Origin of the sequence: Streptomyces sp. NPDC091376 (assembly GCF_044757085.1) — a bacterium.
GTDB classification, from domain to species: Bacteria; Actinomycetota; Actinomycetes; order Streptomycetales; family Streptomycetaceae; genus Streptomyces; species Streptomyces pratisoli.
Window position 1 is genome coordinate 875750 of the sequence record NZ_JBIVUF010000001.1, and the last position, 22201, is coordinate 897950.

Annotated in this window: 25 protein-coding genes; 17 read left to right on the plus strand and 8 right to left on the minus strand. The window is 71.7% G+C overall.

Annotated features, from left to right (window positions below; genetic code table 11):
- The first annotated feature begins 204 nt into the window (after positions 1-204).
- The 3 genes from ACIQMR_RS03895 (at position 205) to ACIQMR_RS03905 (ending at position 3311) form a co-directional block, all read left to right on the plus strand.
- Positions 205-1803, plus strand: a complete 1599-nt coding sequence (locus tag ACIQMR_RS03895) for an ABC-F family ATP-binding cassette domain-containing protein (protein WP_401382472.1) — start codon at positions 205-207, stop codon at positions 1801-1803.
- A 355-nt stretch (positions 1804-2158) separates the two neighbouring features.
- On the plus strand, positions 2159-2380 hold the full coding sequence (locus ACIQMR_RS03900; RefSeq protein ID WP_017948860.1) for a helix-turn-helix domain-containing protein: 222 nt from the start codon (positions 2159-2161) through the stop codon (positions 2378-2380).
- Positions 2381-2519: 139 nt separating this feature from the next.
- On the plus strand, positions 2520-3311 hold the full coding sequence (locus tag ACIQMR_RS03905; RefSeq protein WP_401382475.1) for an enoyl-CoA hydratase/isomerase family protein: 792 nt from the start codon (positions 2520-2522) through the stop codon (positions 3309-3311).
- 54 nt (positions 3312-3365) lie between these two features.
- Here ACIQMR_RS03905 and ACIQMR_RS03910 read toward each other — a convergent pair whose 3' ends face one another.
- On the minus strand, positions 3366-4067 hold the full coding sequence (locus ACIQMR_RS03910) for a nucleopolyhedrovirus P10 family protein (protein WP_401382476.1): 702 nt from the start codon (positions 4065-4067) through the stop codon (positions 3366-3368).
- Positions 4068-4186: 119 nt separating this feature from the next.
- Here ACIQMR_RS03910 and ACIQMR_RS03915 point away from each other — a divergent pair, with 119 nt between their 5' ends.
- The 6 genes from ACIQMR_RS03915 to ACIQMR_RS03940 all read left to right on the plus strand — a co-directional run bounded on the left by ACIQMR_RS03915 (position 4187) and on the right by ACIQMR_RS03940 (position 6764).
- Entirely contained in the window at positions 4187-4639 is a 453-nt protein-coding gene (locus ACIQMR_RS03915) for an Asp23/Gls24 family envelope stress response protein (RefSeq protein WP_358668227.1), read from the plus strand.
- A gap of 46 nt (positions 4640-4685) precedes the next feature.
- Positions 4686-4877 (plus strand): hypothetical protein, encoded by a 192-nt coding sequence (locus ACIQMR_RS03920; protein WP_266375133.1) that lies wholly within the window; start codon positions 4686-4688, stop codon positions 4875-4877.
- Between the two features lie 6 nt (positions 4878-4883).
- On the plus strand, positions 4884-5255 hold the full coding sequence (locus ACIQMR_RS03925; protein ID WP_401382480.1) for an Asp23/Gls24 family envelope stress response protein: 372 nt from the start codon (positions 4884-4886) through the stop codon (positions 5253-5255).
- Positions 5252-5899, plus strand: coding sequence for a DUF6286 domain-containing protein (locus tag ACIQMR_RS03930; RefSeq protein ID WP_401382482.1), 648 nt, complete (start codon positions 5252-5254; stop codon positions 5897-5899). Before ACIQMR_RS03925 ends, ACIQMR_RS03930 begins: the two co-directional genes overlap by 4 nt.
- Before the next feature lie 5 nt (positions 5900-5904).
- Complete coding sequence (gene amaP / locus ACIQMR_RS03935; RefSeq protein WP_401382694.1) at positions 5905-6483, plus strand: alkaline shock response membrane anchor protein AmaP; 579 nt, start codon at positions 5905-5907, stop codon at positions 6481-6483.
- An 89-nt stretch (positions 6484-6572) separates the two neighbouring features.
- Positions 6573-6764 carry a DUF6381 family protein gene (locus tag ACIQMR_RS03940; protein WP_266378156.1) on the plus strand — a complete coding sequence of 64 codons (192 nt, stop codon included), beginning with the start codon at positions 6573-6575 and terminating at the stop codon, positions 6762-6764.
- 224 nt (positions 6765-6988) lie between these two features.
- On the opposite strand, the gene ACIQMR_RS03945 is transcribed toward ACIQMR_RS03940, so the two are convergent.
- The 6 genes from ACIQMR_RS03945 to ACIQMR_RS03970 all read right to left on the minus strand — a co-directional run bounded on the left by ACIQMR_RS03945 (position 6989) and on the right by ACIQMR_RS03970 (position 12476).
- On the minus strand, positions 6989-7744 hold the full coding sequence (locus tag ACIQMR_RS03945; protein ID WP_401382484.1) for an SDR family oxidoreductase: 756 nt from the start codon (positions 7742-7744) through the stop codon (positions 6989-6991).
- Between the two features lie 4 nt (positions 7745-7748).
- Positions 7749-9545, minus strand: coding sequence for a glycoside hydrolase family 15 protein (locus ACIQMR_RS03950; RefSeq protein WP_401382487.1), 1797 nt, complete (start codon positions 9543-9545; stop codon positions 7749-7751).
- Between the two features lie 30 nt (positions 9546-9575).
- Positions 9576-10379: an SURF1 family protein gene (locus ACIQMR_RS03955; protein WP_401382490.1), complete on the minus strand. Its 804-nt coding sequence runs from the start codon at positions 10377-10379 to the stop codon at positions 9576-9578.
- A gap of 64 nt (positions 10380-10443) precedes the next feature.
- Entirely contained in the window at positions 10444-10677 is a 234-nt protein-coding gene (locus ACIQMR_RS03960; RefSeq protein WP_401382492.1) for a hypothetical protein, read from the minus strand.
- Between the two features lie 118 nt (positions 10678-10795).
- On the minus strand, positions 10796-11779 hold the full coding sequence (locus tag ACIQMR_RS03965) for a DEDDh family exonuclease (RefSeq protein WP_401382494.1): 984 nt from the start codon (positions 11777-11779) through the stop codon (positions 10796-10798).
- A gap of 82 nt (positions 11780-11861) precedes the next feature.
- A complete protein-coding gene (locus ACIQMR_RS03970) occupies positions 11862-12476 on the minus strand; it encodes a TetR/AcrR family transcriptional regulator (RefSeq protein WP_401382496.1) in 615 nt (204 codons plus the stop codon).
- Between the two features lie 119 nt (positions 12477-12595).
- Here ACIQMR_RS03970 and ACIQMR_RS03975 point away from each other — a divergent pair, with 119 nt between their 5' ends.
- The 8 genes from ACIQMR_RS03975 to ACIQMR_RS04010 all read left to right on the plus strand — a co-directional run bounded on the left by ACIQMR_RS03975 (position 12596) and on the right by ACIQMR_RS04010 (position 20390).
- Positions 12596-13402: an acetoacetate decarboxylase family protein gene (locus ACIQMR_RS03975; protein WP_401382498.1), complete on the plus strand. Its 807-nt coding sequence runs from the start codon at positions 12596-12598 to the stop codon at positions 13400-13402.
- Entirely contained in the window at positions 13399-14283 is an 885-nt protein-coding gene (locus ACIQMR_RS03980; protein WP_401382499.1) for an SDR family NAD(P)-dependent oxidoreductase, read from the plus strand. Before ACIQMR_RS03975 ends, ACIQMR_RS03980 begins: the two co-directional genes overlap by 4 nt.
- A gap of 10 nt (positions 14284-14293) precedes the next feature.
- Positions 14294-15595: an amidohydrolase family protein gene (locus tag ACIQMR_RS03985; protein WP_401382502.1), complete on the plus strand. Its 1302-nt coding sequence runs from the start codon at positions 14294-14296 to the stop codon at positions 15593-15595.
- Complete coding sequence (locus ACIQMR_RS03990) at positions 15592-16818, plus strand: amidohydrolase family protein (protein ID WP_401382505.1); 1227 nt, start codon at positions 15592-15594, stop codon at positions 16816-16818. The genes ACIQMR_RS03985 and ACIQMR_RS03990 overlap by 4 nt, the downstream gene beginning before the upstream one ends.
- A 23-nt stretch (positions 16819-16841) precedes the next feature.
- Entirely contained in the window at positions 16842-17564 is a 723-nt protein-coding gene (locus ACIQMR_RS03995) for a VIT family protein (protein WP_401382508.1), read from the plus strand.
- A gap of 139 nt (positions 17565-17703) precedes the next feature.
- Complete coding sequence (locus ACIQMR_RS04000) at positions 17704-18624, plus strand: sterol desaturase family protein (RefSeq protein WP_401382510.1); 921 nt, start codon at positions 17704-17706, stop codon at positions 18622-18624.
- The gene (locus ACIQMR_RS04005; RefSeq protein ID WP_401382512.1) at positions 18621-19307 is read left to right on the plus strand and encodes a lysoplasmalogenase; all 687 of its coding nucleotides are present in this window, start codon (positions 18621-18623) and stop codon (positions 19305-19307) included. Before ACIQMR_RS04000 ends, ACIQMR_RS04005 begins: the two co-directional genes overlap by 4 nt.
- Positions 19308-19346: 39 nt before the next feature.
- Complete coding sequence (locus tag ACIQMR_RS04010) at positions 19347-20390, plus strand: zinc-dependent alcohol dehydrogenase family protein (protein ID WP_401382515.1); 1044 nt, start codon at positions 19347-19349, stop codon at positions 20388-20390.
- A 108-nt stretch (positions 20391-20498) separates the two neighbouring features.
- Here ACIQMR_RS04010 and ACIQMR_RS04015 read toward each other — a convergent pair whose 3' ends face one another.
- Positions 20499-22037: a S8 family peptidase gene (locus tag ACIQMR_RS04015; RefSeq protein WP_401382517.1), complete on the minus strand. Its 1539-nt coding sequence runs from the start codon at positions 22035-22037 to the stop codon at positions 20499-20501.
- Between the last annotated feature and the right edge of the window lie 164 nt (positions 22038-22201).

The window sequence follows — 22201 nt, forward strand, 5'->3', positions numbered from 1 at the left end:
CCTGTGCCGGGCTCCCGCACGCCCTCACCGCACGCCGCTCATGGCCCGCCCGCGCCGCCGCCCAGCGTGGTCAGTGCCACAGAAATCCGGTTGCCAGGTCCCGGTAGAATCGCCGTATGGCAATTCTCCTCATGGATTAGACGGCGTCGAAGCCTTCGCACGCCCCGTCGTCCTTCCGCCGTCCATCCGTCCTGGAGTCTTTCCGTGATCACCGCTTCCGGTATCGAGCTGCGTGCCGGTGCCCGCATCCTCATCGAGTCCGCCAACTTCCGCATCGCCAAGGGCGACCGCATCGGCCTGGTCGGCCGTAACGGAGCGGGCAAGACCACCCTCACCAAGTGCCTCGCCGGCGAGGGCGTCCCCGCCGGCGGCCAGATCGCCCGCTCCGGCGAGGTCGGCTACCTGCCGCAGGACCCGCGCACCGGCGACCTCGACGTTCTCGCCCGCGACCGCATCCTCTCCGCGCGCGGCCTCGACGTCCTGCTCCGCAAGATGCGCGAGAACGAGCAGCGCATCGCCACGGGCCAGGGCGCCACCCGCGACAAGGCGATGAAGCAGTACGAGCGCCAGGAGACCGAGTTCCTGACGAAGGGCGGGTACGCCGCCGAGTCCGAGGCCTCCACGATCGCCGCCGCGCTCAACCTGCCCGACCGGGTGCTCGGCCAGCCGCTGCACACGCTCTCCGGCGGTCAGCGCCGCCGTGTCGAGCTGGCCCGGATCCTGTTCTCGGACGCCGACACGCTGCTGCTCGACGAGCCGACCAACCACCTCGACGCCGACTCGATCGTCTGGCTCCGCGACTACCTGAAGACCTACCGCGGCGGCTTCATCGTGATCTCCCACGATGTCGACCTGGTCGAGACGGTCGTCAACAAGGTCTTCTACCTGGACGCCAACCGCGCCCAGATCGACATCTACAACATGGGCTGGAAGCTCTACCAGCAGCAGCGCGAAGCCGACGAGAAGCGTCGCAAGCGCGAGCGGCAGAACGCCGAGAAGAAGGCCGCCGCGCTGAACACGCAGGCGGACAAGATGCGTGCCAAGGCCACCAAGACGGTCGCCGCGCAGAACATGGCCAAGCGCGCCGACAAGCTGCTTGCCGGCCTGGAGGCGGTCCGCGTCTCCGACAAGGTCGCCAAGCTGCGCTTCCCGGAGCCCGCGCCCTGCGGCAAGACCCCGCTCATGGCCGAGGGCCTGTCCAAGTCCTACGGATCCCTCGAAATCTTCACCGATGTGGATCTGGCCATCGACAAGGGCTCGCGTGTGGTCATCCTGGGCCTGAACGGCGCCGGCAAGACGACCCTGCTGCGGCTGCTCGGCGGCGCCGAGAAGCCGGACACCGGCCAGGTCGTCGAGGGGCACGGCCTCAAGCTCGGTTACTACGCGCAGGAGCACGAGACCCTCGACCCGGAGCGCACGGTCCTGGAGAACATGCGCTCCGCCGCCCCCGACCTGGACCTGGTCGAGGTCCGCAAGACGCTCGGCTCGTTCCTCTTCTCCGGAGACGACGTGGACAAGCCGGCCGGGGTGCTCTCCGGCGGGGAGAAGACCCGGCTGGCGCTGGCCACGCTGGTGGTCTCGTCGGCGAACGTGCTGCTGCTCGACGAGCCGACGAACAACCTGGACCCGGCCAGCCGCGAGGAGATCCTCGGCGCCCTGCGCACCTACAAGGGCGCGGTCGTCCTGGTGACCCACGACGAGGGCGCGGTCGAGGCGCTTCAGCCGGAGCGGATCATCCTGCTGCCGGACGGGGTCGAGGACCTCTGGGGCGCGGACTACGCGGACCTCGTCGCCCTCGCCTGACGGTCCCGTCCACGAGTGATCCATCCGCACTGATCCACTCCGTATGGATCATTCGGCTCACAGGTGATCCTTCATCTGGGTGAGTGCGTCTCATACCCCGGCGTGGCGGCACGCCGAAACGGTTTGCCGCCCCCGGAATCGTCCGGTCCGGACGACTGTGGCCCTGACCTGGAATTTCGGCCCCTGAGTCGCCGAAACGTCACAGCGGGTACGACCGGAATCATTGGTTCCGGTCGTGTCGGTGTCCATGCGCCCGACAAAGCTTGTCGTACGGACCTTGTCGAATGGGTGGCCATGAAGCCCGGGAGGGGTGATCATGAGAAGTCCAGAGCGCACTTCCCATGAGGAGGCACGGGTGGCCGAGACTCTGAAGAAGGGCAGCCGGGTGACCGGCGCCGCGCGCGACAAGCTCGCGGCAGACCTGAAGAAGAAGTACGACTCCGGTGCGAGCATCCGGGCGCTGGCCGAAGAGACCGGCCGCTCCTATGGATTCGTCCACCGGATGCTCAGCGAGTCCGGAGTCACGCTGCGTGGACGCGGCGGAGCGACCCGAGGCAAGAAGGCCGCCTCGACCTGACGCCCGCGGTCCTGAGCGTCGTCTGAGGTCGGCCGGTTTCCGGTGTCGGCCACCCGGCCGATCGTCTGGTCGGCCGGGTGGTTACTGTGCAGTCACTTAATCTTGGCTGCACTGACCGCACCGGAACCGGAGGCGCCCCATGACTTCGCTCGACTCTGTGCTCGACAAGGACGGCGTACGGCTCACCGTTGATGACGCGGTGGCCACGGTGACCCTCACCAACCCGGCCAAGCGCAATGCCCAATCTCCCGCTCTCTGGCGGGCGTTGGCAGAAGCCGGGCGGTCGCTGCCGGGCAGCGTGCGAGTCGTCGTGCTGCGTGGCGAAGGCAAGTCCTTCTCCGCGGGGCTCGACCGGCAGGCGTTCACGCCCGAGGGCTTCGACGGAGAGCCGTCGTTCCTCGATCTCGCGCGCGGCTCCGACAACGAGCTCGACGCCGTCATCGCCGAGTACCAGGAGGCATTCACCTGGTGGCGCCGTAACGACATCGTGTCCGTCGCGGCGGTGCAGGGTCATGCGATCGGTGCCGGGTTCCAGCTCGCCCTCGCCTGCGACCTCCGGGTCGTCGCGCAGGACGTGCAGTTCGCCATGCGCGAGACCAGCCTGGGTCTCGTGCCCGACCTCACGGGCACGCACCCCCTCGTCTCGCTCGTCGGCTACGCCCGCGCGCTGGAGATCTGCGCCACCGGCCGCTTCGTCCACGCCGACGAGGCGGAACGGACCGGCCTCGCCAACCTCGTCGTGCCCGGCGAGGAACTCGACGCGTCCGTACGCGACTTGACAGCCGCGCTGCTCGCGGCTCCGCGCGACGCGGTGATCGAGACGAAGGCCCTGCTGCGAGGCGCCGCGTCGCGCACGTACGAGGACCAGCGCACGGCCGAGCGCGCGGCACAGGCCCGGCGCCTGCGCGACCTCGCGGGCCTGGCGGACTGAACGGTTCCGTTGCCGTGCCCGGCCGGTCCCGCACCTAGGACCCCCGCCGGGCGGCTACAACCCCGCCGGGCGGCTTTCGACGGCCGTGATCACGATCGTGACCGGGACGGGGGAGGCAAGCAGCGGCGTGATCGCCGCGCGGACCGCCCGGGCCACGTCCACGGGGCGGTGGCCCGGCGACGTCGCGCATACGACGCGGGCGGACGACTCATCCATACGGACGGGCCTCCCCAAGGTGTCCGTCAGATGGGCGACGCCGGGCACCGCGGCCGCGATCGTGCCGATCTCGCCCTGCGGTTGCACGGCTCGTGCCCCGGACGCCTCGGACGGGGCAGCCGCCCCGCCGGGTTCCGGTACGGCGTCCAGCAACCCCGTCACCCGTACATCGATCACCGTGACCGGAAGGCCCAGCCGTTCCACGGCTGCCGCGAACAGCGCGGTGCGGAGCCGTTCCGCGAGCGCGGGCAGGGGTTCGACGGCCGCCGCTTCGCATTCCGCCTCGATACGGAGCGGACCCGGCGGCACCGCGGCCGGCGGCGGCGGAACGGCCGGCGTCCCGGCCGAGCCCGGGCCGGCGGGCGCGATCCGGATCCGGCCGGGCGCCACGCCACGCACCTCCTGAGCCGTTCGGCGCAGCACCGGCTCCGCCGCGCTTTCCGCGAGCCAGGCGCCGTCCGCCGCCGTACCCAGCGGCAGCAGCCTGCCCGGCCCCGGCCGGGCCCGTACCGCCCCGGCCCCGGTCCCCGCCGCCGTCATGCGTGCCGCCTCTTCATTGCTCCAGCCTGCCGCATCGTCCGGCGCGGGAGCGGGCAAGCACACATAGTGTGGTCAGCGGAGTCCGGAGTTCACCAACGCCCGGAAAGGTACGCATGGCGATGACCGACACGGAAGTCAATGTGACCAAGGAGTCGACGGGCGCCGTACGGCGCGGCGGCGGAGACCCCGCGACCCGGGGCCGTACCACCATCGCCGACGGTGTCGTCGAGAAGATCGCCGCACTCGCGGCGCGCGACGTGGTCGGCGTCCACGCGATGGGCAGCGGTCTCTCCCGCAGCTTCGGCGCGGTCCGCGACCGGGTGCCCGGGGGCAAACCGCCCGTCACCCGTGGCGTCAAGGCCGAGGTCGGAGAGAAGCAGACCGCGCTCGACCTCGAGATCGTCGTCGACTACGGCGTCGCGATCGCGGATGTCGCCCACGCCGTCCGCGAGAACGTCGTCTCCGCGGTCGAGCGGATGACGAGTCTGGAAGTCGTCGAGGTCAACATCGCCGTCGGCGATGTGAAGCTGCCGGACGAGGAAGACGAAGAGACGGAACCGCGGATCCAGTAGCCGAGCTCAGGAGATCCAGCGCCTGGGCTCACGAGAGGAGCTCACGATGAGCATGGCGGTGGCCGGCCTCCTGGCCGGCATGGCGCTCGGCTTCGCCGGATACTTCGGCGGGTTCGGGGCGTTTCTGCTGGTGGCGGCGCTGGGGGCGGTGGGGTTCGTCGCGGGGCGCGTCCTGGACGGCGATCTGGAACCCGGCGACTTCTTCCGCAGCCGCGAGCACGGCGACCGGCGGAGGTGACCCGGCGTGGCCGCGGACCCGACCGCGCACCGGGCGACGACGGAGATCGCGGCGGCCGAGCGGGGCGCGACGACGATCGCCGACCGGGTCGTCGCGAAGATCGCCGCACGGGCGGCGCGTGAGGCTCTCACCCGTGTGCCGGAGGGCGGTTCGGCCCCGCAGGCCACGGTCACGGTGCACCATGACCACGCCCGGGTACGGGTCGCTCTCGAACTCGACTATCCCTGCGACATCGGCGGCCAGTGCCGTGCCGTGCGTCGCCATGTCGCCGAGCGGGTAGAGGCGTTGGCGGGGATGGCGGTGCCCGAAGTGCACGTACAGGTCGAGCGGCTGCACTCCGTCCATACACGTCGGGAGGCTCAGGGGAGGCTCCGATGAGCGAATCGGTGAAAGGTCCCGTCCAGGAACTCGACCAGTCGGCGTCCGCCGCCGCCTACCGTCCGTCGCCGAAGGCGGTCGCGGGCAAGGGCCGTACGCCCGGGCGGTTCTGGTCCGCACGGCGGATCCCGGCCGCACTGCTCGCGCTGGTGCTGGCGGGCGGCGCGGGGATGCTGCTGTTCGACATCGCTTCCGTACGGGCCGACCGGCCCGGGATGCAGTGGCGGCGCTCGCTCGCCGGCCAGCTGGCACGCAGACCGCTGGACGACGTCTGGGTGCTGGTGGGCGCCGGTGCGGCGGTGGCGATCGGGGTGTGGCTGATCGTCCTCGCCGTGACACCGGGACTGCGCGCGCTGCTGCCGATGCGACGCCGGGACGGCGACGCGGACGTCCGGGCCGGGCTCGACCGGGACGCGGCCGAGCTGGTGCTGCGTGACCGGGCGATGGAGGTGTCCGGGGTGCAGTCCGTGCGGGTGCGGATGGGACGCTCCCGGGCCGGCGTCCGCGCGGTGTCCCACTTCCGGGAGCTCGACGACGTACGGGCCGATCTGGACACCGTGCTCGGCGACGGCATCCGCGAGCTGGGGCTGGCGCGGCCGCCCGCGCTGTCCGTGCACGTACGCCGGCCGGCGAAGAGGGGGTGAGCGCGGTGCTCGGGGTCGTCAATCGTGTGCTGCTCGCACTGGCGGGGCTGGTGCTGGTCGCTGTCGGCGGAGCGGTGCTGTCCGCCGGGCTCGGGGCGGGGGTGCCGTCCTGGTGGCCCTGGCCCGGACCGGACGCCGTCCTGCTGAGCGAGAGCGGCCGGGAGCGCTGGCAGGACCGGGGCTGGTGGTGGCCGGCTGTGATCGCGGCGCTGGCGGTGGTCGTCCTCCTCGCCCTCTGGTGGTTCCTCGCGCAGCTGCGCCGCTCCCGGCTGGCCGAGGTCCTCGTCGACAGCGGCGACGGGGAGGGCGCGCTGCTGCGGGGCCGCGCACTGGAGGCGGTGCTCGCCGGCGAGGCGGAGGATCTGGCGGGCGTGGCCCGTGCCCAGGTCGTCCTGCACGGCAGGCGCACCGCTCCGACGGCCCGGGTCCGACTTCTCCTGGAGCCCTACGCCTCCCCGGGCGAGACGCTCGAGCGCCTCTCCGACGAGGCGCTGAGCCATGCCAGGGACTCGGCGGGCCTGGCCGCGCTTCCTGCGGAGGTCCGCCTGCGCGCGGAGAAGCACCGGGCGCAACGGGTGACCTGATCGCGCTCGGTCAACGCTCGGGATGCGGGCCCGCAGTCGCGCTGCTTCGCTGAGAGTGGTCCGCTCACAGCGACGTCCGAGGAGTGATGATGAGCGTTTCAGGTGAGGCCGCCGGCCGGGTCCGGCAGATGCGGCAGAAGGCTGAGGAACTGGATCAGGCCGCGGAACGGGTGAACGATCCCGAGGAGAGCAAGCGGCTCAAGGAGAAGGCACGCAGGCTGAAGGAACAGAGCGAGCAGGAGAGCGCGATGGGGTCCGGGGACATCTTCCCGATGGAGTGATGCCCTCGCCTGAGTGGCCCCCGCCTCGTACACGCCGGCCGGTGACCTTGTCACCGGCCGACGTCCGTGCCCCTACGCCCGGGGCGGCCGAGGAGCGTGCCCGTATGCCGGAGATCTTCAGCCCGGCTCCGCCGGCGAGGACCTGAGGGCGGGTACCGGACGGGGCGTGGTCCGAGCGGACACGGAGAGTGGCCGTCGGCACCACGCCGTCGCAGAGGCCGGCGTCAGAAACCGTGCCGCGCCCCGCCGTCCACGGGAAGCATCACACCCGTGAGGTACGACGCGGCGGGCGAGAGCAGGAACGCCGCCGTACGCCCGAACTCCTCGGGGGTGCCGTACCGCCGCAGCGGGATCCGGGACTCGTTGGCCGCGCGCGCCGCGTCCGCGTCACCCGACAGCGCGTCGAGTTCGCGGACCCGGTCCGTGTCGATACGGGCGGGAAGCAGGCCCACGACACGGATTCCGCGCGGTCCCAGCTCGTCCGAGAGGGACTTGGCGAAGCCGGCCAGACCCGGGCGCAGCCCGTTGGAGATGGTCAGGCCCGGGATCGGTTCGTGGACCGAGCCGGACAGGACGAAGCCGATGACGCCGCCCTCCCCGAGTGCCGCGGCCGCGCCGCGCGCCAGCCGGACCGCGCCGAGGAACACCGACGCGAAGGCCGCCTCCCACTGCTCGTCCGTGTTGTCCGCGACGAAGCCCGGAGCGGGACCGCCGACGCTGATCAGGACGCCGTCGAGGCGTCCGAAGTGTTCGCGGGCCGCCGATACCAGCCGCTCGGCGGTCGCCGGGTCGGCGTTGTCGGCCGCGATGCCGACGGCGTCGGGGCCGAGCGCGGCCGCCGCCTCGGCGGTCGCCTCACCGTCCCGCCCGGTGATGATCAGCTTCGCGCCGTCGGCGGCCAGCGCCCGGGCGGAGGCGTTCCCCAGGCCCCGGGTGGCTCCGGTGACGACGTAGACACGGTCCTTCAGTCCAAGATCCATGGCCTTATCCTGCCCCGTCGTGCTCGGCCAGAGCCAGGGCGGAACCCACCAGTCCGACATGACTGAACGCCTGCGGGAAGTTCCCGAGGTGCCGCCGGGCCGCCGGGTCGTACTCCTCCGCCAGCAGCCCCAGGTCGTTGCGCAGCGCGAGCAGCCGCTCGAAGAGGTCCCTGGCCTCCCGGGCCCGCCCGGTCATCAGCAGGGCGTCGACCATCCAGAACGAGCAGACGAGGAACGTTCCCTCACGGCCGGGCAGACCGTCGACCGACGGGCCCTTCGTGGTGTACCGGTCTATCAGCCCGTCGCGGCTCAGTCCGGCCCGTAACGCGTCGACCGTCCCGAGCACCCGCGGATCGTCCGGCGGCAGAAAGCCGACCCGGGGGATGAGCAGCGCCGACGCGTCCAGCTCCTCCGAACCGTACGACTGCGTGAAGGTGTTCCGCTCCGGGTCGAAACCCCTCGCGCACACCTCGCGGTGGACCTCGTCCCGCATCGCCCGCCACCGTGTCACATCGCCGGGCAGCTCCGGACTGCTCTCCAGGGTCCGTACGGCCCGGTCGGCCGCGACCCAGGCCATCACCTTGGAGTGGACGAAGTGGCGCCGCGGCCCGCGAACCTCCCACAGGCTCTCGTCCGGCTCCCGCCACTTCGACTCCAGGAAGCCCATCAGACTGAGCTGGATGTTCCAGGCGTGCGGCAGGGATTCCAGCCCCGCCTCCCTGCCGAGCCGCAGCGAGTCCATGACCTCGCCGTACACATCGAGCTGAAGCTGGGCGACCGCGCCGTTGCCGACCCGCACAGGCGTCGAGCCCTCGTAGCCCCGCAGCCACGGGAGTTCCATCTCCGGCATCCGGCGCTCACCGGCCACCCCGTACATGATCTGCAGATCCGCCGGATCGCCGGCCACCGCGCGCAGCAGCCAGTCGCGCCATGCCGCGGCCTCGTCGACGTAGCCGGTCGCGAGGAGCGCGCCGAGGGTGAGCGTGGAGTCGCGCAGCCAGCAGAAGCGGTAGTCCCAGTTCCGTACGCCGCCGGGGTCCTCCGGCAAAGACGTCGTGGGTGCGGCGACGATCCCGCCCGTCGGGGCGTACGTCAGCGCCTTGAGGGTGATCAGCGACCGAAGCACCGCGTCACGGTGAGGACCCTTGTAACGGCACTTCCCGGACCAGTCCGTCCAGTCCTCCAGGCTCGCCGCCAGCGCCTCGAAGGGGTCGAGCGGCTTCGGCCGCGGGTGGTGCGAGGGGTGCCAGGTGAGGATGAACGCCAGCTTCTGTCCCGCGGCGAGGGTGAACGAGGAGACGGTGCTGAACTGTTGTCCCCAGGTCTTCACCGGGACGGAATCGGGGTTCTCCAGCCGCAGCCACACGGAGTCGGGGCCGGCCACCGCCACCCGGTCGTCGTCGAGTCTGCGCATCCACGGCACGGTCGAGCCGTAGTCGAAGCGCAGCCGCAGCGTCGCGGCCATCTCGACCGAGCCTTCGATGCCCTCCACGATCCGGACGACGTCGGGGGCCTGGTCGCGCTGCGGCATGAAGTCGGTGACCTTGACCGCACCGGTTCTGGTCTCCCAGACGGACTCCAGGACGAGCGTCCCCGGCACATAGCCGCGGCGGGTGCAGTCGCCGGCGCCCTTGGGGGCGAGCCTCCAGTGGCCGTTGTTCTCGTCGCCGAGCAGCGCGGCCAGGCAGGCCCCCGAGTCGAAGCGCGGCAGGCACAGCCAGTCGATGGAGCCGTCCGAGCCGACCAGACCCGCGGTCTGCAGATCGCCGATCAGGGCGTAGTCCTCGATGCGTTGGGTCACGCCTTGGCGTGTTCCCGCGCCGCCGCCCGCCTAAGCGGCGCCCGCTCCCACGACCTCGGCCGCCTCCTCGGGCGCGGGCCGCGCGGCGGCAGCCGCCCGGTCCCGCTTCTCACGGCGCACGAGGATCACCCAGCCGACCGGAACCCCGGACGCGAACAGCCACCACTGCACGGCGTACGCCATATGGGCACCGATGGAATCGTGGTCGGGGTCGGCGATCAGCTCGGGCGTGTCCTTCGGCGGTTCGGGCGCGGTCTGCTGCAGATAGCCGCCGAGCACGGGCCGGCCGAGGCGCTCGGCCTGCTGCTCGCTGTTGATCAGCATGATCTGACGCGGCGGCAGACCGCGCAGGTCCTTGATACCGCTGGCGCCCGTCGTCTCGTCGGCCATCAGCCGCCCGGTGACGGTGACCTCGCCCTTCGGCGCGGGCGGTACGACGGGGAACGCCTGCTGGTCGGCCGCCGCGGGCACCCAGCCGCGGTTGACCAGGACGGTCCGGCCGTCGGTGAGGACCAGCGGGGTCAGTACGTGCACGCCGACCCGCTCGTCGTTGTCGGTGCGGCGGCGCACGACGACCTCGTGCGTGGTGTCGTACGTCCCGGTGGCGGTGACCCGGCGCCAGTAGTCGGCGCGCGGGACGGTGTGTCCGGGGGAGGTCAGCTCGGTGACGGGGACCGGCCGTGCGGAGAGGTTGTCCGCGATCAGCTGGTTCTGTGCGACGCGGTGCTGGTGCCGGTGCAGCTGCCAGAAGCCCAGCTCGACCATGACGGGAATGAGGACGAGGCCGATGAGGGTGAGGATCACCCACTGCCGGGACAACAGGAAGCGGTACACCCCACGACCGTACAACTCGGTCGTGGGGTGCTCGTAGGGAGGGTCCTCGGACCCGCGGGGAGGCTCATACCTTGTCGACGATCCCCACCTTCCCCTCCGCGCGGGCGCAGTGCGCGCCGCAGTACCAGTGGCCCTCGGCCTCGACCCCCTGGCCGATGACCTGGACCTTGCAGTGCTCGCAGATGGGGGCCATCCGGTGGATGGCGCAGGAGAAGCAGTCGAAGACGTGCACCGCGCCCTGCGCGTGCACCTCGAAGGACATGCCGTAGTCGTTTCCGCAGACCTCGCAACGTGCCATGCGCCGCATGCTCCGGAGGGCGGAGGACCGGAGCAAGATCCCTGCGGGCGGGTCGGCGAGGCTGCACCCGACCGGCGCACGCGGCCGGGCCGGGTCCGGCCCTGTCCGTGCCCGCTCGTCACTCCTCCGCCGGAGCCACGTCCCTCAGCAGCTGTGTGAAGGCGGCCTCGTCGACGATCGGCGTTCCGTACGACTTCGCGCGGACCGTCTTCGAGGTCGGCGCGTCCGGATCATTGGTGACGAGCAGACTCGTCAGCCGGGAGACGCTCGTCGCGACATGGAGGCCCGCCTCGACCGCGCGGTCCTCCAGCAGTTCCCGCTCGACGGAGGTGTCACCCGAGAAGGCGACCCTCATTCCCTTTTTGAGCGGCTCGTCCGCTTCGTAGCGTCCGGGGTTGGGGTACGGGCACGGGGGCCGCCTGCGCGAGGGGCGCCAGCCGTTCGCCCGGTACGAGGAAGGCCCAGACGCCTGGTGGACGATGCGCGGCGCGGTGGGGGCCGACGACCACTCGGTCAGTGGCCTGCACTCCAGCAGCGGCAGCCGCACCCCCTGCTCCGCCGCCGCGTGCAGACTCGGCCGGAACGCCTCGGCCAGCACACGCGCGTCGTCCAGCGCGTGGTGCGCGCGCTGCTGGACGACGCCGAAGTGCGCGGCGAGCGACTCCAGCTTGTGGTTGGGCAACGGGAGCGCCAGTTCCTTGGACAGCGCGATCGTGCACAGCCGCTGCCGCACGGGCGCGACGCGCTCCGCCCGTGCGTACTCCCTGGCGATCATGGACCAGTCGAAGATGGCGTTGTGCGCGACGAGCACCCGGCCGTCCAGCCGGTGGGCGAATTCATGGGCGATATCACCGAAAAGAGGCGCACTCTCCAACACGTCGCTCGTCAGTCCGTGGATCCACACCGGACCCGGATCCCGCTCGGGATTCACCAACGAGTACCAGTGGTCCTCGACATTGCCCTGGGCATCCAGCCGATAGACGGCAGCCGACACTATCCGGTCGTCGCGGGCGAGTCCGGTGGTCTCCACGTCGACGACCGCGTACCCCTGCGGATACGCGGCCGGCCACGCCGTTGCTGCTGTCGTACGGTCGTCGAGCATGGTCACAGAGCTTACGGGCCACCACTGACAGCCCCGCCCCTGCCCGCCCCGGCAGCGCACGGAACCGGTCAACAGCCCCCGTCTACGCGAGCAGCGACGTCACGAGTGCCTCCACGGAGAGCGTGAAGAGCCTCTCCGGATCGGCCGGGCGGGCCAGGGCGCGGGTGAGGGCCGGGTCCTCGTCGGCGGCGGCGCCGGTCCACAGTTCCTCCTCGGCGGGCGACTGTACGGGCGCGCGTTCGCGGTTGCGTTCGACCAGGACGAAGCCCACGATCTGGAACTGCACCGCCCGTACCGCGTCGGCGGCGCGCGAGCCGCGCAGCCCGGCGGCGTGCACCTCCCGGACGAGGGCACGCCGGACGGGCAGGAACATGCGTTCCGTCAGGCCGTGTTCGTGGACCATGGCGATGAGGTGCGGCCGGGCGCGCAGCTCGCGGCGCAGACCGCGGGCGAGGGAGACGATCCGGGCGGTCGGGGTGCGCCCCGTGGGCCGGATCGCGCCCATCTCCCGGACGGTCCGCTCCACGAGCGCGTCCAGCAGCGACTCGCGATTGCCGACGTGCCAGTAGATCGACGTGACGGCGGAGCCGAGTTCGGCGGCGAGCTTGCGCATGGTGAGGGCGTTGGGGCCGTGCTGCTTGACCAGCTCCGCCGCGGTGTCCAGCACCTCTTCGCGAGTCAGGGCGGCGCGTGGCATGAGGCCCCCAATTCCGTTTCGTGCATGGCTCTTTACCCTTCATCCGCGCCGGTGTAACTGTGTTACAGGACGGACCCCGTCGAACGACCCCCGACGAACGACGAAGGGTGGTACGACACATGGCACGCGTACGGTACGGCGCGCGCACCGAGGCCGAGATCGCGGCAGCCCGAGCGGCCGGAGCCAAGCTCCCCGACATCTGGTCCACGGGCGTGGTGGCGGTGTGGGAGACCGACCCGGACGCGGTCGCGGCCGTTCTGCCGCCACCGCTCAAACCCACCGAACGCCCCCTCGTGCGGGCGAACATCAGCACGGTGGACCTGCCCGGCTACCCGCTGGGCGCCGGCTCGGTCGCGGTCGCCGCCGCCCACGGCGACCGGCGGGGCTGGTATCCGCTGGTCATGCCGATGACCCATGAGCGTGCCCTCATCGGCGGCCGCGAGGTCTTCGGCGAGCCGAAGAAGCTGGGCGAGGTGACCGTCGAGCGCGACGGTCTGGTCGTGCGGGCGTCGCTCGCCCGGCACGGCATCGCGTTCGTCGAGGTGCGGGGCGCGGTGAGCGGTCCGCTTCCGCTGCCGGAGCCGGCCGAGAAGGTGGACTTCTACTTCAAGTTCCTCCCGGCGGTGGACGGCGCCGGTTCCGGCTTCGACACGGATCCCGTGCTGGTGCACTGCACGCGGCACGAGAGGGTGCGCAAGCTCGAGAAGGTCACCGGTGACGTCGTCCTGCGCGAGTCCATGTACGACCCCGTCGCCGATCTGCCCGTACGGAAACTGGTCGAGCTCACCCTCGGCGAGAAGACCACCGACCAGCAGGGCCGGGTGGCCGAGCGGGTCAGCGCCCGGGACCTCCTGCCGTACATCCACCAGCGCTACGACGACCCGCAGCAGATCCTCGACGGACCGCCGGAGGGCAGCGTCCGATGAGGCTCGCACGAGGACAGGTCGCCGTCGTCACCGGCGCGGCGAGCGGCATCGGGCTGGCGATGGCACGGCGGTTCGCGGCGGAAGGGCTGAAAGTCGTCCTCGCGGACGTCGAGGAGAGCGCCCTGCGCAAGGCCGCCGACGCGCTGGCGGCAGAAGGCGCGGACGTCCTCGCCCAGGTGGTGGACGTCTCGGAACGCGACTCCGTACAAGCGCTCGCCGACGCGGCGTACGCGGCCTACGGCGCCGTGCACGTGCTGTGCAACAACGCGGGCGTCGGCTCGGGTGCCGAGGGGAGGATGTGGGAGCACGAACCGAACGACTGGAAGTGGGCGTTCGCCGTCAACGTCGGGGGCGTCTTCCACGGCATCCAGGCCTTCGTCCCGCGGATGATCGCCGGCGGTGAGCCCGGCCATGTCGTCAACACGTCGTCCGGCGACGGCGGGATCGCACCACTGCCGACCGCGTCCGTGTACGCCGTCACCAAGGCCGCCGTCGTGACCCTGACCGAGTCGCTGTACGCGCATCTGAAGGCGGAGGGCGTCCCCGTCGGGGCGTCCGTGCTCTTCCCCGGCCCGCACATGCTCCGCACCGGCCTGTGGGAGTCGCACCGCAACCGCCCGGCCCGCTACGCCAAGGAGCGGCCGCGCAGAACCCCGTACCGCAGCCTCGACCAGTGGGAGGCGGCGATGAAGGCCGCGGGCCACGAAGTGGTCTTCACCCCGGTCGAGGAGGTCGCCGGGCACGTCGTGGACGGCATCAGGGCCGGCCGCTTCTGGATGCTCCCGGCGAGCGAGCACAGCGACCGCCAGATCCGGGCACGCGCGCGGTCGATGCTCGACCGCGCCGACCCGTCCTACCTCGAAAGCTTCGTACTGGACTGAGGGAGCCGTCATGACGGACCCGTACGCACCGGCACCGAACGACCCTTATCTGATCATATCCTCCGACTGTCATGCCGGACTGCCCACCGAGCGGTACCGGCCCTACCTCGACTCCCGCTTCCATCGCGACTTCGACGAGTTCCTCGCGGGACGCGACCGCCGCCGTGAGGAGATGACCCGCCTCGGCGTGCGCAACGAGGCGTTCGCCGACAAGTGGTTCAGCGACAACGAGGAAGGACTGCGCGGCGGCTGGGACACCGCGCAGCGTCTCAAGGAACTCGACGGCGACGGCGTGGCCGCCGAGGTCGTCTTCCCCGACGCGGACGCCGTCGACAGCCGCACCGCCGCGCCCTTCGGCGTCGGGCTCGGGCTCTCCGGCGACCAGGACCCGGACCTCGGCATGGCGGGAGCGCAGGCGCACAACCGATGGCTCGCCGAGTTCGTCTCCGGGCATCCCCAACGGCACTGCGGAGTCGCCCTGCTCCCCGTCACCGGTGACACCGACCGTGTGGTCGCGGAGATCCACCGGGCCAAGGCGTCCGGGCTCGGCGCGCTGATGATCCCCTCCATGTGGGTGGACAGGGCCCCGTACCACGACCGGCGTTACGACCCCGTCTGGGCGGCCGCCGCCGAGACCGCCATGCCCCTGGTCACCCACTCCGGCGCCGCCCCGCGCCACGAGTACGGCGACCACCTCGGGATCTACGTCTCCGAGGTCACCTGGTGGCCCGCCCGGCCGCTCTGGTTCCTGCTCTGGTCCGGGGTCTTCGAACGCCACCCGGGCCTGAGGTTCGGCGTCGCCGAATCCGGCTGCTGGTGGCTGCCGAACCTCCTCTGGTTCATGGACCGCCTCTACCTCGGTGCCCACGGGGGCAAGAAACTCTCGCCCTTCGCGGAGCTGAAGCGCCCGCCCAGCGAGTACCTGGACCGGCAGGTCTTCATCTGCGCCACCAACACCAAGCGGCGCGAACTCGCCCAGCGCTACGAGATCGGCGTCGACAACATCCTCTGGGGCAGCGACTTCCCGCACCCCGAAGGCACCTGGCCCGACACCAGGACCTGGCTGAGGAACACCTTCCACGACATTCCGGTCGCCGAGACCCGACGCATCCTGGGCCTCGCGGCCGCCGAGGTCTTCGGCTTCGACACCGCCGCGCTCGCCCCGCTCGCCCGCCGCATCGGCCCGACCCCCGCCGACCTCGGCCAGCCCGACGACCAGGCGGCCGTCGAGGCGTCCTGGGCGCGCTCGCGCGAGGTGGGCCGCCACTGGCTGACCGACCACGACTTCCCCTCCCTGGGGGTCACGCCATGACCGACCGCTACACGGTCGTCTCCGCCGACTGCCACGCCGGCGCGGACCTGCTGGACTACAAGCCGTATCTGGAGAAGCGGTACCACGACGACTTCGACGCGTGGGCGGCGACGTACGTCAATCCGTACGAGGACCTCGTCGCCGACACCGCCGACCGCAACTGGAACTCCGACCGCAGGACCGCCGAGCTGGAGGCCGACGGGATCGTCGCCGAGGTCGTCTTCCCCAACACCATCCCGCCCTTCTTCCCGTCCGCCTCCCTGATGGCCCCGGCGCCGGCACCGGAGGAGTACGAGCTGCGCTGGGCCGGACTGCGGGCCCACAACCGCTGGCTCGCCGACTTCTGCGGCCTCCTCCCGGGACGTCGGGCGGGCGTCGCGCAGATCCTGCTGGGCGACGTCGACGAGGCGGTCGCCGAGATCCGCCGCACCAAGGAGGCGGGCCTCACCGGCGGGATCCTGCTGCCGGGCGCCCCGCCCGGCTCGGGCGTGCCGGAGCTGTACTCGCAGACGTACGACCCGCTGTGGGCGGTCTGCGACGAACTCGACGTACCCGTCAACCACCACGGTGGTTCCGCGTCCCCGCCGCTCGGTGACGAACCGGCCGCGCGGGCCGTGTTCATGGTGGAGACGACGTGGTTCTCGCACCGGGCACTGTGGCACCTGATCTTCGGCGGGGCCTTCCGCCGCCACCCCGGGCTCAGACTGGTCCTCACCGAACAGGGTTCGGGCTGGATCCCGGGAGTCGTCGAGATGCTGGACTACTACCACGGAAGGCTCGTCGCGGCGGCGACCAGGGCATCCACCGCCGAGTCCAAGTTCGGCGCGGGGCTCGCCGCCGCCATGGGCAAGGGGCCGAGCGAGGTCTGGCGCGACAACTGCTTCGTCGGGGCCAGCTTCATGCGGCCGCACGAGGTACCGCTGCGCCACCGGATCGGCCTCGACAAGATCATGTGGGGCAGCGACTACCCCCACGACGAGGGCACGGCACCGTACTCCCGCGAAGGCCTGCGCATCGCCTACGCGGGCCTGCCGCGCGACGAGGTCACGGCGATGGTGGGCGGCAACGCGGCCCGGGTGTACGGCTTCGACCTCGACCTCCTCGACCCGATCGCCGCCGTCCACGGCCCGACGGTCGACGGGATCGCCGAACCGCTGAAGGAGATCCCGGCCGGTGCCACCAGTCCGGCGTTCGCACCGGGCGGGTCGGTGCGCGTCTGGTGAGGCCCCGGTGAGACCCTCCCCGGGTGACCGGACCCACGCACCACGGGGCACACCACGAGCCTCATGACGAATCCCTCGGCACCCGCCTCAACTGGCTGCGCGCCGCGGTCCTCGGCGCCAACGACGGCATCGTCTCCACCGCGGGACTCGTCGTCGGCGTCGCGGGCGCGACGAGCGACCGCGGCGCGCTTCTCACGGCCGGCCTCGCCGGACTGCTCGCCGGCTCCATGTCCATGGCGGCCGGCGAGTACGTCTCGGTCTCCACCCAGCGCGACTCGGAACGCGCGGCGCTGGCGCTGGAGAAGCGCGAACTGCGCGAACAGCCGGAGGCCGAACTCGACGAGCTGACCGACCTGCTGGCCGACCGGGGACTTTCCCGCGACGTCGCCCGCGAGGCAGCGGTCCAGCTCACCGAACGCGACGCGTTCCGCGCCCACGCCCGCGTGGAACTCGGCATCGACCCGGACCAGCTCGCCAACCCCTGGCACGCGGCGGGCGCGAGCTTCCTCGCCTTCACCGTGGGCGCCCTGCTCCCCCTGCTCGCGATCGTGCTGCCGCCGTCCTCGGCACGGCTGTGGGTGACCGTCGGCTCGGTGCTCGTCGCGCTGACCTTCACCGGCTGGTGGAGCGCCCGGCTCGGCAACGCCCCGGCGGGCCGGGCGATGGCGCGGAACGTGGCCGGGGGAGCGCTGGCGATGGGCGTGACGTACGCGGCGGGGTCGCTGCTCGGTGCGGCGGGGGTCTGACGCCGGCTGCTCGTCCGCTCCCGGTGCCCGCTCGGTGTGCGTTTGGCGGAAGTCGCCAAAACTTGCTGACAAGTCGTCTCGCAAACTTGTCGGTAACACCATCTGGCCGAGCCACCGCACCCGCCTCTACGGTGCCCGCATGCCGCCCAACCTGCCCGACGTCGTGCTGTGGTCGATACCCGCCTTCGTCCTGCTCACCGTCCTGGAGATGGTCAGCTACCGGCTCCATCCCGACGAGGACGCCGCGGGCTACGCGGCCAAGGACGCCGCCACCAGCATCGGCATGGGACTCGGCAGCCTCTTCTTCGACCTCCTGTGGAAGATCCCCGTCGTCGCGATCTACACCGCGGTGTACGAGCTCACTCCGCTCCGCGTGCCCGTCCTGTGGTGGACGGTCCTGCTGATGCTGCTCGCGCAGGACTTCTGCTACTACTGGTCCCACCGCGGCCACCACGTCATCCGGATCCTGTGGGCCTGCCACGTCGTCCACCACTCCAGCCGGAAGTTCAACCTCAGCACCGCGCTGCGCCAGCCGTGGACCGGGTTCAGCTCCTGGCCGTTCTACCTCCCGATGATCGCCTGCGGGGTGCACCCGGCCGCCCTCGCGTTCTGCTCCTCCGTGAATCTCGTCTACCAGTTCTGGATCCACACCGAGCGGATCGGCACCCTGCCGCGGCCCTTCGAGTACGTGCTCAACACGCCCTCGCACCACCGGGTCCACCACGCCTCCCAGGGCGGCTATCTCGACCGGAACTTCGGCGGGATCCTGATCGTCTGGGACCGGCTCTTCCGGTCGTTCGCGGCCGAGACCGAGCGGCCCGTGTACGGCCTCACCAAGAACATCGCGACGTACAACCCGCTGCGCGTCGCCACCCACGAGTACGTCTCCATCGCCCGGGACGTACGGGCGGCGGGCAACTGGCGTGAGCTGGCGGGGCGGTTGTTCCGCGGCCCCGGATGGCAGCCCGCCGAGGCCGCCGCGCCTGCCGCGCCCGCCGCCCCGGCAGAGCCGGCGGAGGCGGCACCTGCGCCCACGGCCGCCACGGAGCGCGTCGCGTGAGCGCGCCGGCCCGTCCCGCCGACGACACACGCCGGGCCGGCCGCCGCCCCGGCCGGGAGTCCGCCGCACGGCTGCTGCCCGTGTGCTTCGCCGCCGCCCTGCTCCTCGACCTCGCCGCGCTCCTCGCCGGGTGGGAGACCGGGCACCACATCGCCAAGCCGCTGCTGATGCCCCTGCTCGTGGCGTACGCGGCGGTCCGCGGCGCCCCCCGGCCGCTGATCGCCGCGCTCCTGCTCGGCTGGGCGGGCGACGTGCTCCTGATGGCCGGCACGGACGGGGCGTTCCTCGTCGGCATGGGAGCCTTCGCGGCCGGTCACTGCTGCTATCTCGCGCTGTTCGGACGCCGGCGGACGAGCCCGGCGCTCGGCCTCGGATACGTCGCCCTCCTCGCCGGCGCCGTCGCACTGCTGTGGGCCGATCTCCCCGCCGGACTGCGGGTGCCCCTCGTTGCCTACTCGGTGCTGCTCACCGCCATGGCGTACCGGTCGAGCGCGCTCGGCCGCGCGGCGGGCGTGGGCGGGGCGCTGTTCCTGCTCTCCGACATGCTCATCGCCACCGGGATCGCCGAGTGGCCGCAGCTCCCGGCGCCCGACTTCTGGATCATGCTCACCTACGGCGCGGCCCAGTACCTGCTCACCACGGGGGCCCTCGGAAGCGAGCGGGGAGCCCGGGGCGTACGGTGAACCACGTACCCCCGTTCGAAGAGCAAGGATCCGTCCGCCATGCGCGCCACCACCATCCACGCCCCGTTCGACATGCGTGTGGAGGAGGTGCCGGACGCGAAACTCCAGGAGCCGACCGACGTCGTCGTGCGCGTCGTCCTGGCCTGCATCTGCGGCAGCGACCTGTGGGCCTATCGCGGGGAGTCGCAGCGGCAGCCGGGACAGCGCATCGGCCACGAGTTCCTGGGCGTGATCGAGGAGGCGGGCTCCGGGGTTTCCGGCTTCGCGCCCGGTGATCTCGTCGTCGCCCCGTTCGTCTGGTCCGACGGCACCTGCGCGTACTGCGCGGAGGGCCTGCAGACGTCCTGTCCGCAGGGCGGCTTCTGGGGCTCGCCCGGCAGTGACGGCGGCCAGGGCCAGGCCGTGCGCGTCCCGTTCGCCGAGGGCACGCTCGTCAAGCTCCCCGCCGACGCGGCATCCGACGAACGGCTGCTGACCGCCCTTCTCGCGCTCTCCGACGTCCTCGGCACCGGCCACCACGCGGCCGTCGGGGCGGGCGTCACCGCGGGCAGCACGGTCGCGGTCGTCGGTGACGGCGCCGTGGGCCTGTGCGGAGTCCTCGCCGCGAAGCGGCTCGGCGCCGAGCGGATCATCGCGCTCGGCCGCCACCAGGCCCGCACCGACATCGCCCGGACCTTCGGCGCCACGGACGTCGTCGCCGTGCGCGGCGAGGAGGCGGTGGCGGCCGTACGTGAGCTGACCGGCGGCCATGGCGCACAGGCCGTGATCGAGGCGGTCGGCACCGAGCAGTCGATGCGCACCGCCGTCGGCATCACCCGTGACGGCGGCGCCATCGGCTACGTCGGCGTCCCGCACGGCAGCGGCACCGGCCTCGACCTCGGCGTCATGTTCGACCGCAACATCGCGCTGCGCGGCGGTGTCGCCCCGGTCCGCGCCTACATCGGCGAACTGCTCCCCGACGTCCTGGACGGCACGATCGACCCGTCACCGGTCTTCGACCTGACGGTCGGCCTGGAGGACGTGCCCCGCGGCTACCGCGCCATGGACGAACGCACCGCGCTGAAGGTCCTCGTCAGGCCGTGAGCCACGCCGGGCGCCGGCGCCCGCACGCACGAAGGGCCCGGACGTGATCGCTCACGCCCGGGCCCGTCATGCGTACGTGGCCACCGGCAGGTGCCCGTCGGCGCGTGCCTACCAGCGCACCGCGTCCAGTGCGTCCGTCATCCCGGCCCCGTAGAAGCCGTTCTTGCTCTTGCCGCCCTCACACACCGCGTCGACCGTGCCGTCGCCGTTGATGTCGTACGGGTTGGTGCAGGAGCGGTCGTCGGCCTGCGCGTACAGCAGGGCCTTCACACCGGCCGCCGAGAGGCGCGGGTGCTTCGACTTGATGAGCGCGACGACGCCCGCGACGTGCGGGGACGCCATCGATGTGCCCGCCTTGTAGTTCCAGGTGTGGCCGCCCCTGAACGTGGTCGAGAGGATCAGCCCGCTGGTGGCGGGGGCCTCCGGCGGCTGGAGGGCGGTGGAGTCACCGCCCGGCGCCGTGATGTCCACGATCCCGTTGCCGTAGTTCGAGTAGGACGACTTGAGGCCCTTGGCCCCGGTCGCCGACACCGTCACCACACCCGGCAGCATGGCCGGGATGTCCGGGCACTCGCGCGGGTTGACGACCCGTGAGACCGGCGTGGTGTCGTTCGGGCTCGTCGTGTCGGTGACCTGGTCGGCGGCGAGGTCGGCACGGGAGTTGCCGGCCGCGGCGACGTTCACCACGCCCTTGCGCTCCGCGTACCTGGTGGCCCGGGCGAGGGTCTCGACGAGGGCCTTCTGGTCCTCGTCGTTCTTGCAGTTGTACAGCCACGGGTCGACGTAGTAGCTGTTGTTCGTCACGTCGGCGCCGTGGTCCGCGGCCCAGACGAAGCCGCAGAGGACCGCCTCGGTGTAGAAGAACCCGTCCGGGTTCGCCACCTTGAGGCTGGACACCTTCACTCCGGGCGCCACGCCGGTGACCCCGAAACCGTTCTTCGCGGCGGCGATGGTGCCCGCCACGTGCATGCCGTGGTCGCTCTCGTCCGCGGCCGGACGCCATGCGTCGTTCTCCGTGACGGGCACGCCGCTCACGCAGTTCGCGGAAGCCCGGCGATCGAAGTTCGGCGCGATGTCCGGGTGGGTGTCGTCGACACCCGAGTCCAGGACGGCGACCGTGACCTTGCTGCTGCCCAGCGAGCGCTGGTGGGCCTTGTCGGCCTTGATGGCGGGCAGGTCCCACTGCAGGGGCTCCAGCGGGTCCTGCTCGTCCGTCGCCTTGGCCGCGGCCGCCTTCGCCTGAGCGGCGGTCAGGGGCTGTTCGGCCTCGATGGCGTTGTCCTGCTGCGGGACCAGCGGGTTGGTGCGGGTGGCGCCGGCCGACGCGACGCCCTTCACCGTGCGGATCTGCTGGGCGAAGTCAGGGTTCTGCGAGTGGACGACGATGACGCCGATCTGGTCGTAGGCAGTCACCACCGTGCCGCCGGCCCTCTCGACCGCCCGCTTCACCTTGGCGACGGTCGAGCGACCGCCGTCGGTGTTGACGACGTACGACAGCTTCGGGCCGTTGGTCGAGACGGCGACGGGCGTGTCGTCCGCGGGGGCGGCGGTCGCCGCCCCCGTGGGCAGGAATCCGAGTGAGGCCGTGAGCGCCAGACCGGCGGGCAGAGCTATTGCGCGCGTCCGTCTGGATCGCAGATGAGCCATGGGGTCTCCACATCATCCGGTGGGCCGCCCAGACACCCCGTGCGAATGGGCGGGTACATGACGAGTGAAGTTATCGCTGATCATCCGGACACATCAACGACTTCCGGGACTTCGGACAGAAAGTTCGTCGGAAAAGCCGGATGGGAAGAGGGCCGAGGGTGAAC

Bases quoted from the DNA above. Each gene is read 5' to 3' on its own strand.
- ACIQMR_RS03905 (WP_401382475.1), top strand. From the start codon at position 2,520: ATGACTTCGCTCGACTCTGTGCTCGACAAGGACGGCGTACGGCTCACC.
- ACIQMR_RS03910 (WP_401382476.1), bottom strand. From the start codon at position 4,067: ATGACGGCGGCGGGGACCGGGGCCGGGGCGGTACGGGCCCGGCCGGGG.
- ACIQMR_RS03915 (WP_358668227.1), top strand. From the start codon at position 4,187: ATGACCGACACGGAAGTCAATGTGACCAAGGAGTCGACGGGCGCCGTA.
- ACIQMR_RS03920 (WP_266375133.1), top strand. From the start codon at position 4,686: ATGAGCATGGCGGTGGCCGGCCTCCTGGCCGGCATGGCGCTCGGCTTC.
- ACIQMR_RS03930 (WP_401382482.1), top strand. From the start codon at position 5,252: ATGAGCGAATCGGTGAAAGGTCCCGTCCAGGAACTCGACCAGTCGGCG.
- ACIQMR_RS03940 (WP_266378156.1), top strand. From the start codon at position 6,573: ATGAGCGTTTCAGGTGAGGCCGCCGGCCGGGTCCGGCAGATGCGGCAG.
- ACIQMR_RS03945 (WP_401382484.1), bottom strand. From the start codon at position 7,744: ATGGATCTTGGACTGAAGGACCGTGTCTACGTCGTCACCGGAGCCACC.
- ACIQMR_RS03960 (WP_401382492.1), bottom strand. From the start codon at position 10,677: ATGGCACGTTGCGAGGTCTGCGGAAACGACTACGGCATGTCCTTCGAG.
- ACIQMR_RS03965 (WP_401382494.1), bottom strand. From the start codon at position 11,779: ATGCTCGACGACCGTACGACAGCAGCAACGGCGTGGCCGGCCGCGTAT.
- ACIQMR_RS03970 (WP_401382496.1), bottom strand. From the start codon at position 12,476: ATGCCACGCGCCGCCCTGACTCGCGAAGAGGTGCTGGACACCGCGGCG.
- ACIQMR_RS03975 (WP_401382498.1), top strand. From the start codon at position 12,596: ATGGCACGCGTACGGTACGGCGCGCGCACCGAGGCCGAGATCGCGGCA.
- ACIQMR_RS03980 (WP_401382499.1), top strand. From the start codon at position 13,399: ATGAGGCTCGCACGAGGACAGGTCGCCGTCGTCACCGGCGCGGCGAGC.
- ACIQMR_RS03985 (WP_401382502.1), top strand. From the start codon at position 14,294: ATGACGGACCCGTACGCACCGGCACCGAACGACCCTTATCTGATCATA.
- ACIQMR_RS03990 (WP_401382505.1), top strand. From the start codon at position 15,592: ATGACCGACCGCTACACGGTCGTCTCCGCCGACTGCCACGCCGGCGCG.
- ACIQMR_RS04000 (WP_401382510.1), top strand. From the start codon at position 17,704: ATGCCGCCCAACCTGCCCGACGTCGTGCTGTGGTCGATACCCGCCTTC.
- ACIQMR_RS04010 (WP_401382515.1), top strand. From the start codon at position 19,347: ATGCGCGCCACCACCATCCACGCCCCGTTCGACATGCGTGTGGAGGAG.
- ACIQMR_RS04015 (WP_401382517.1), bottom strand. From the start codon at position 22,037: ATGGCTCATCTGCGATCCAGACGGACGCGCGCAATAGCTCTGCCCGCC.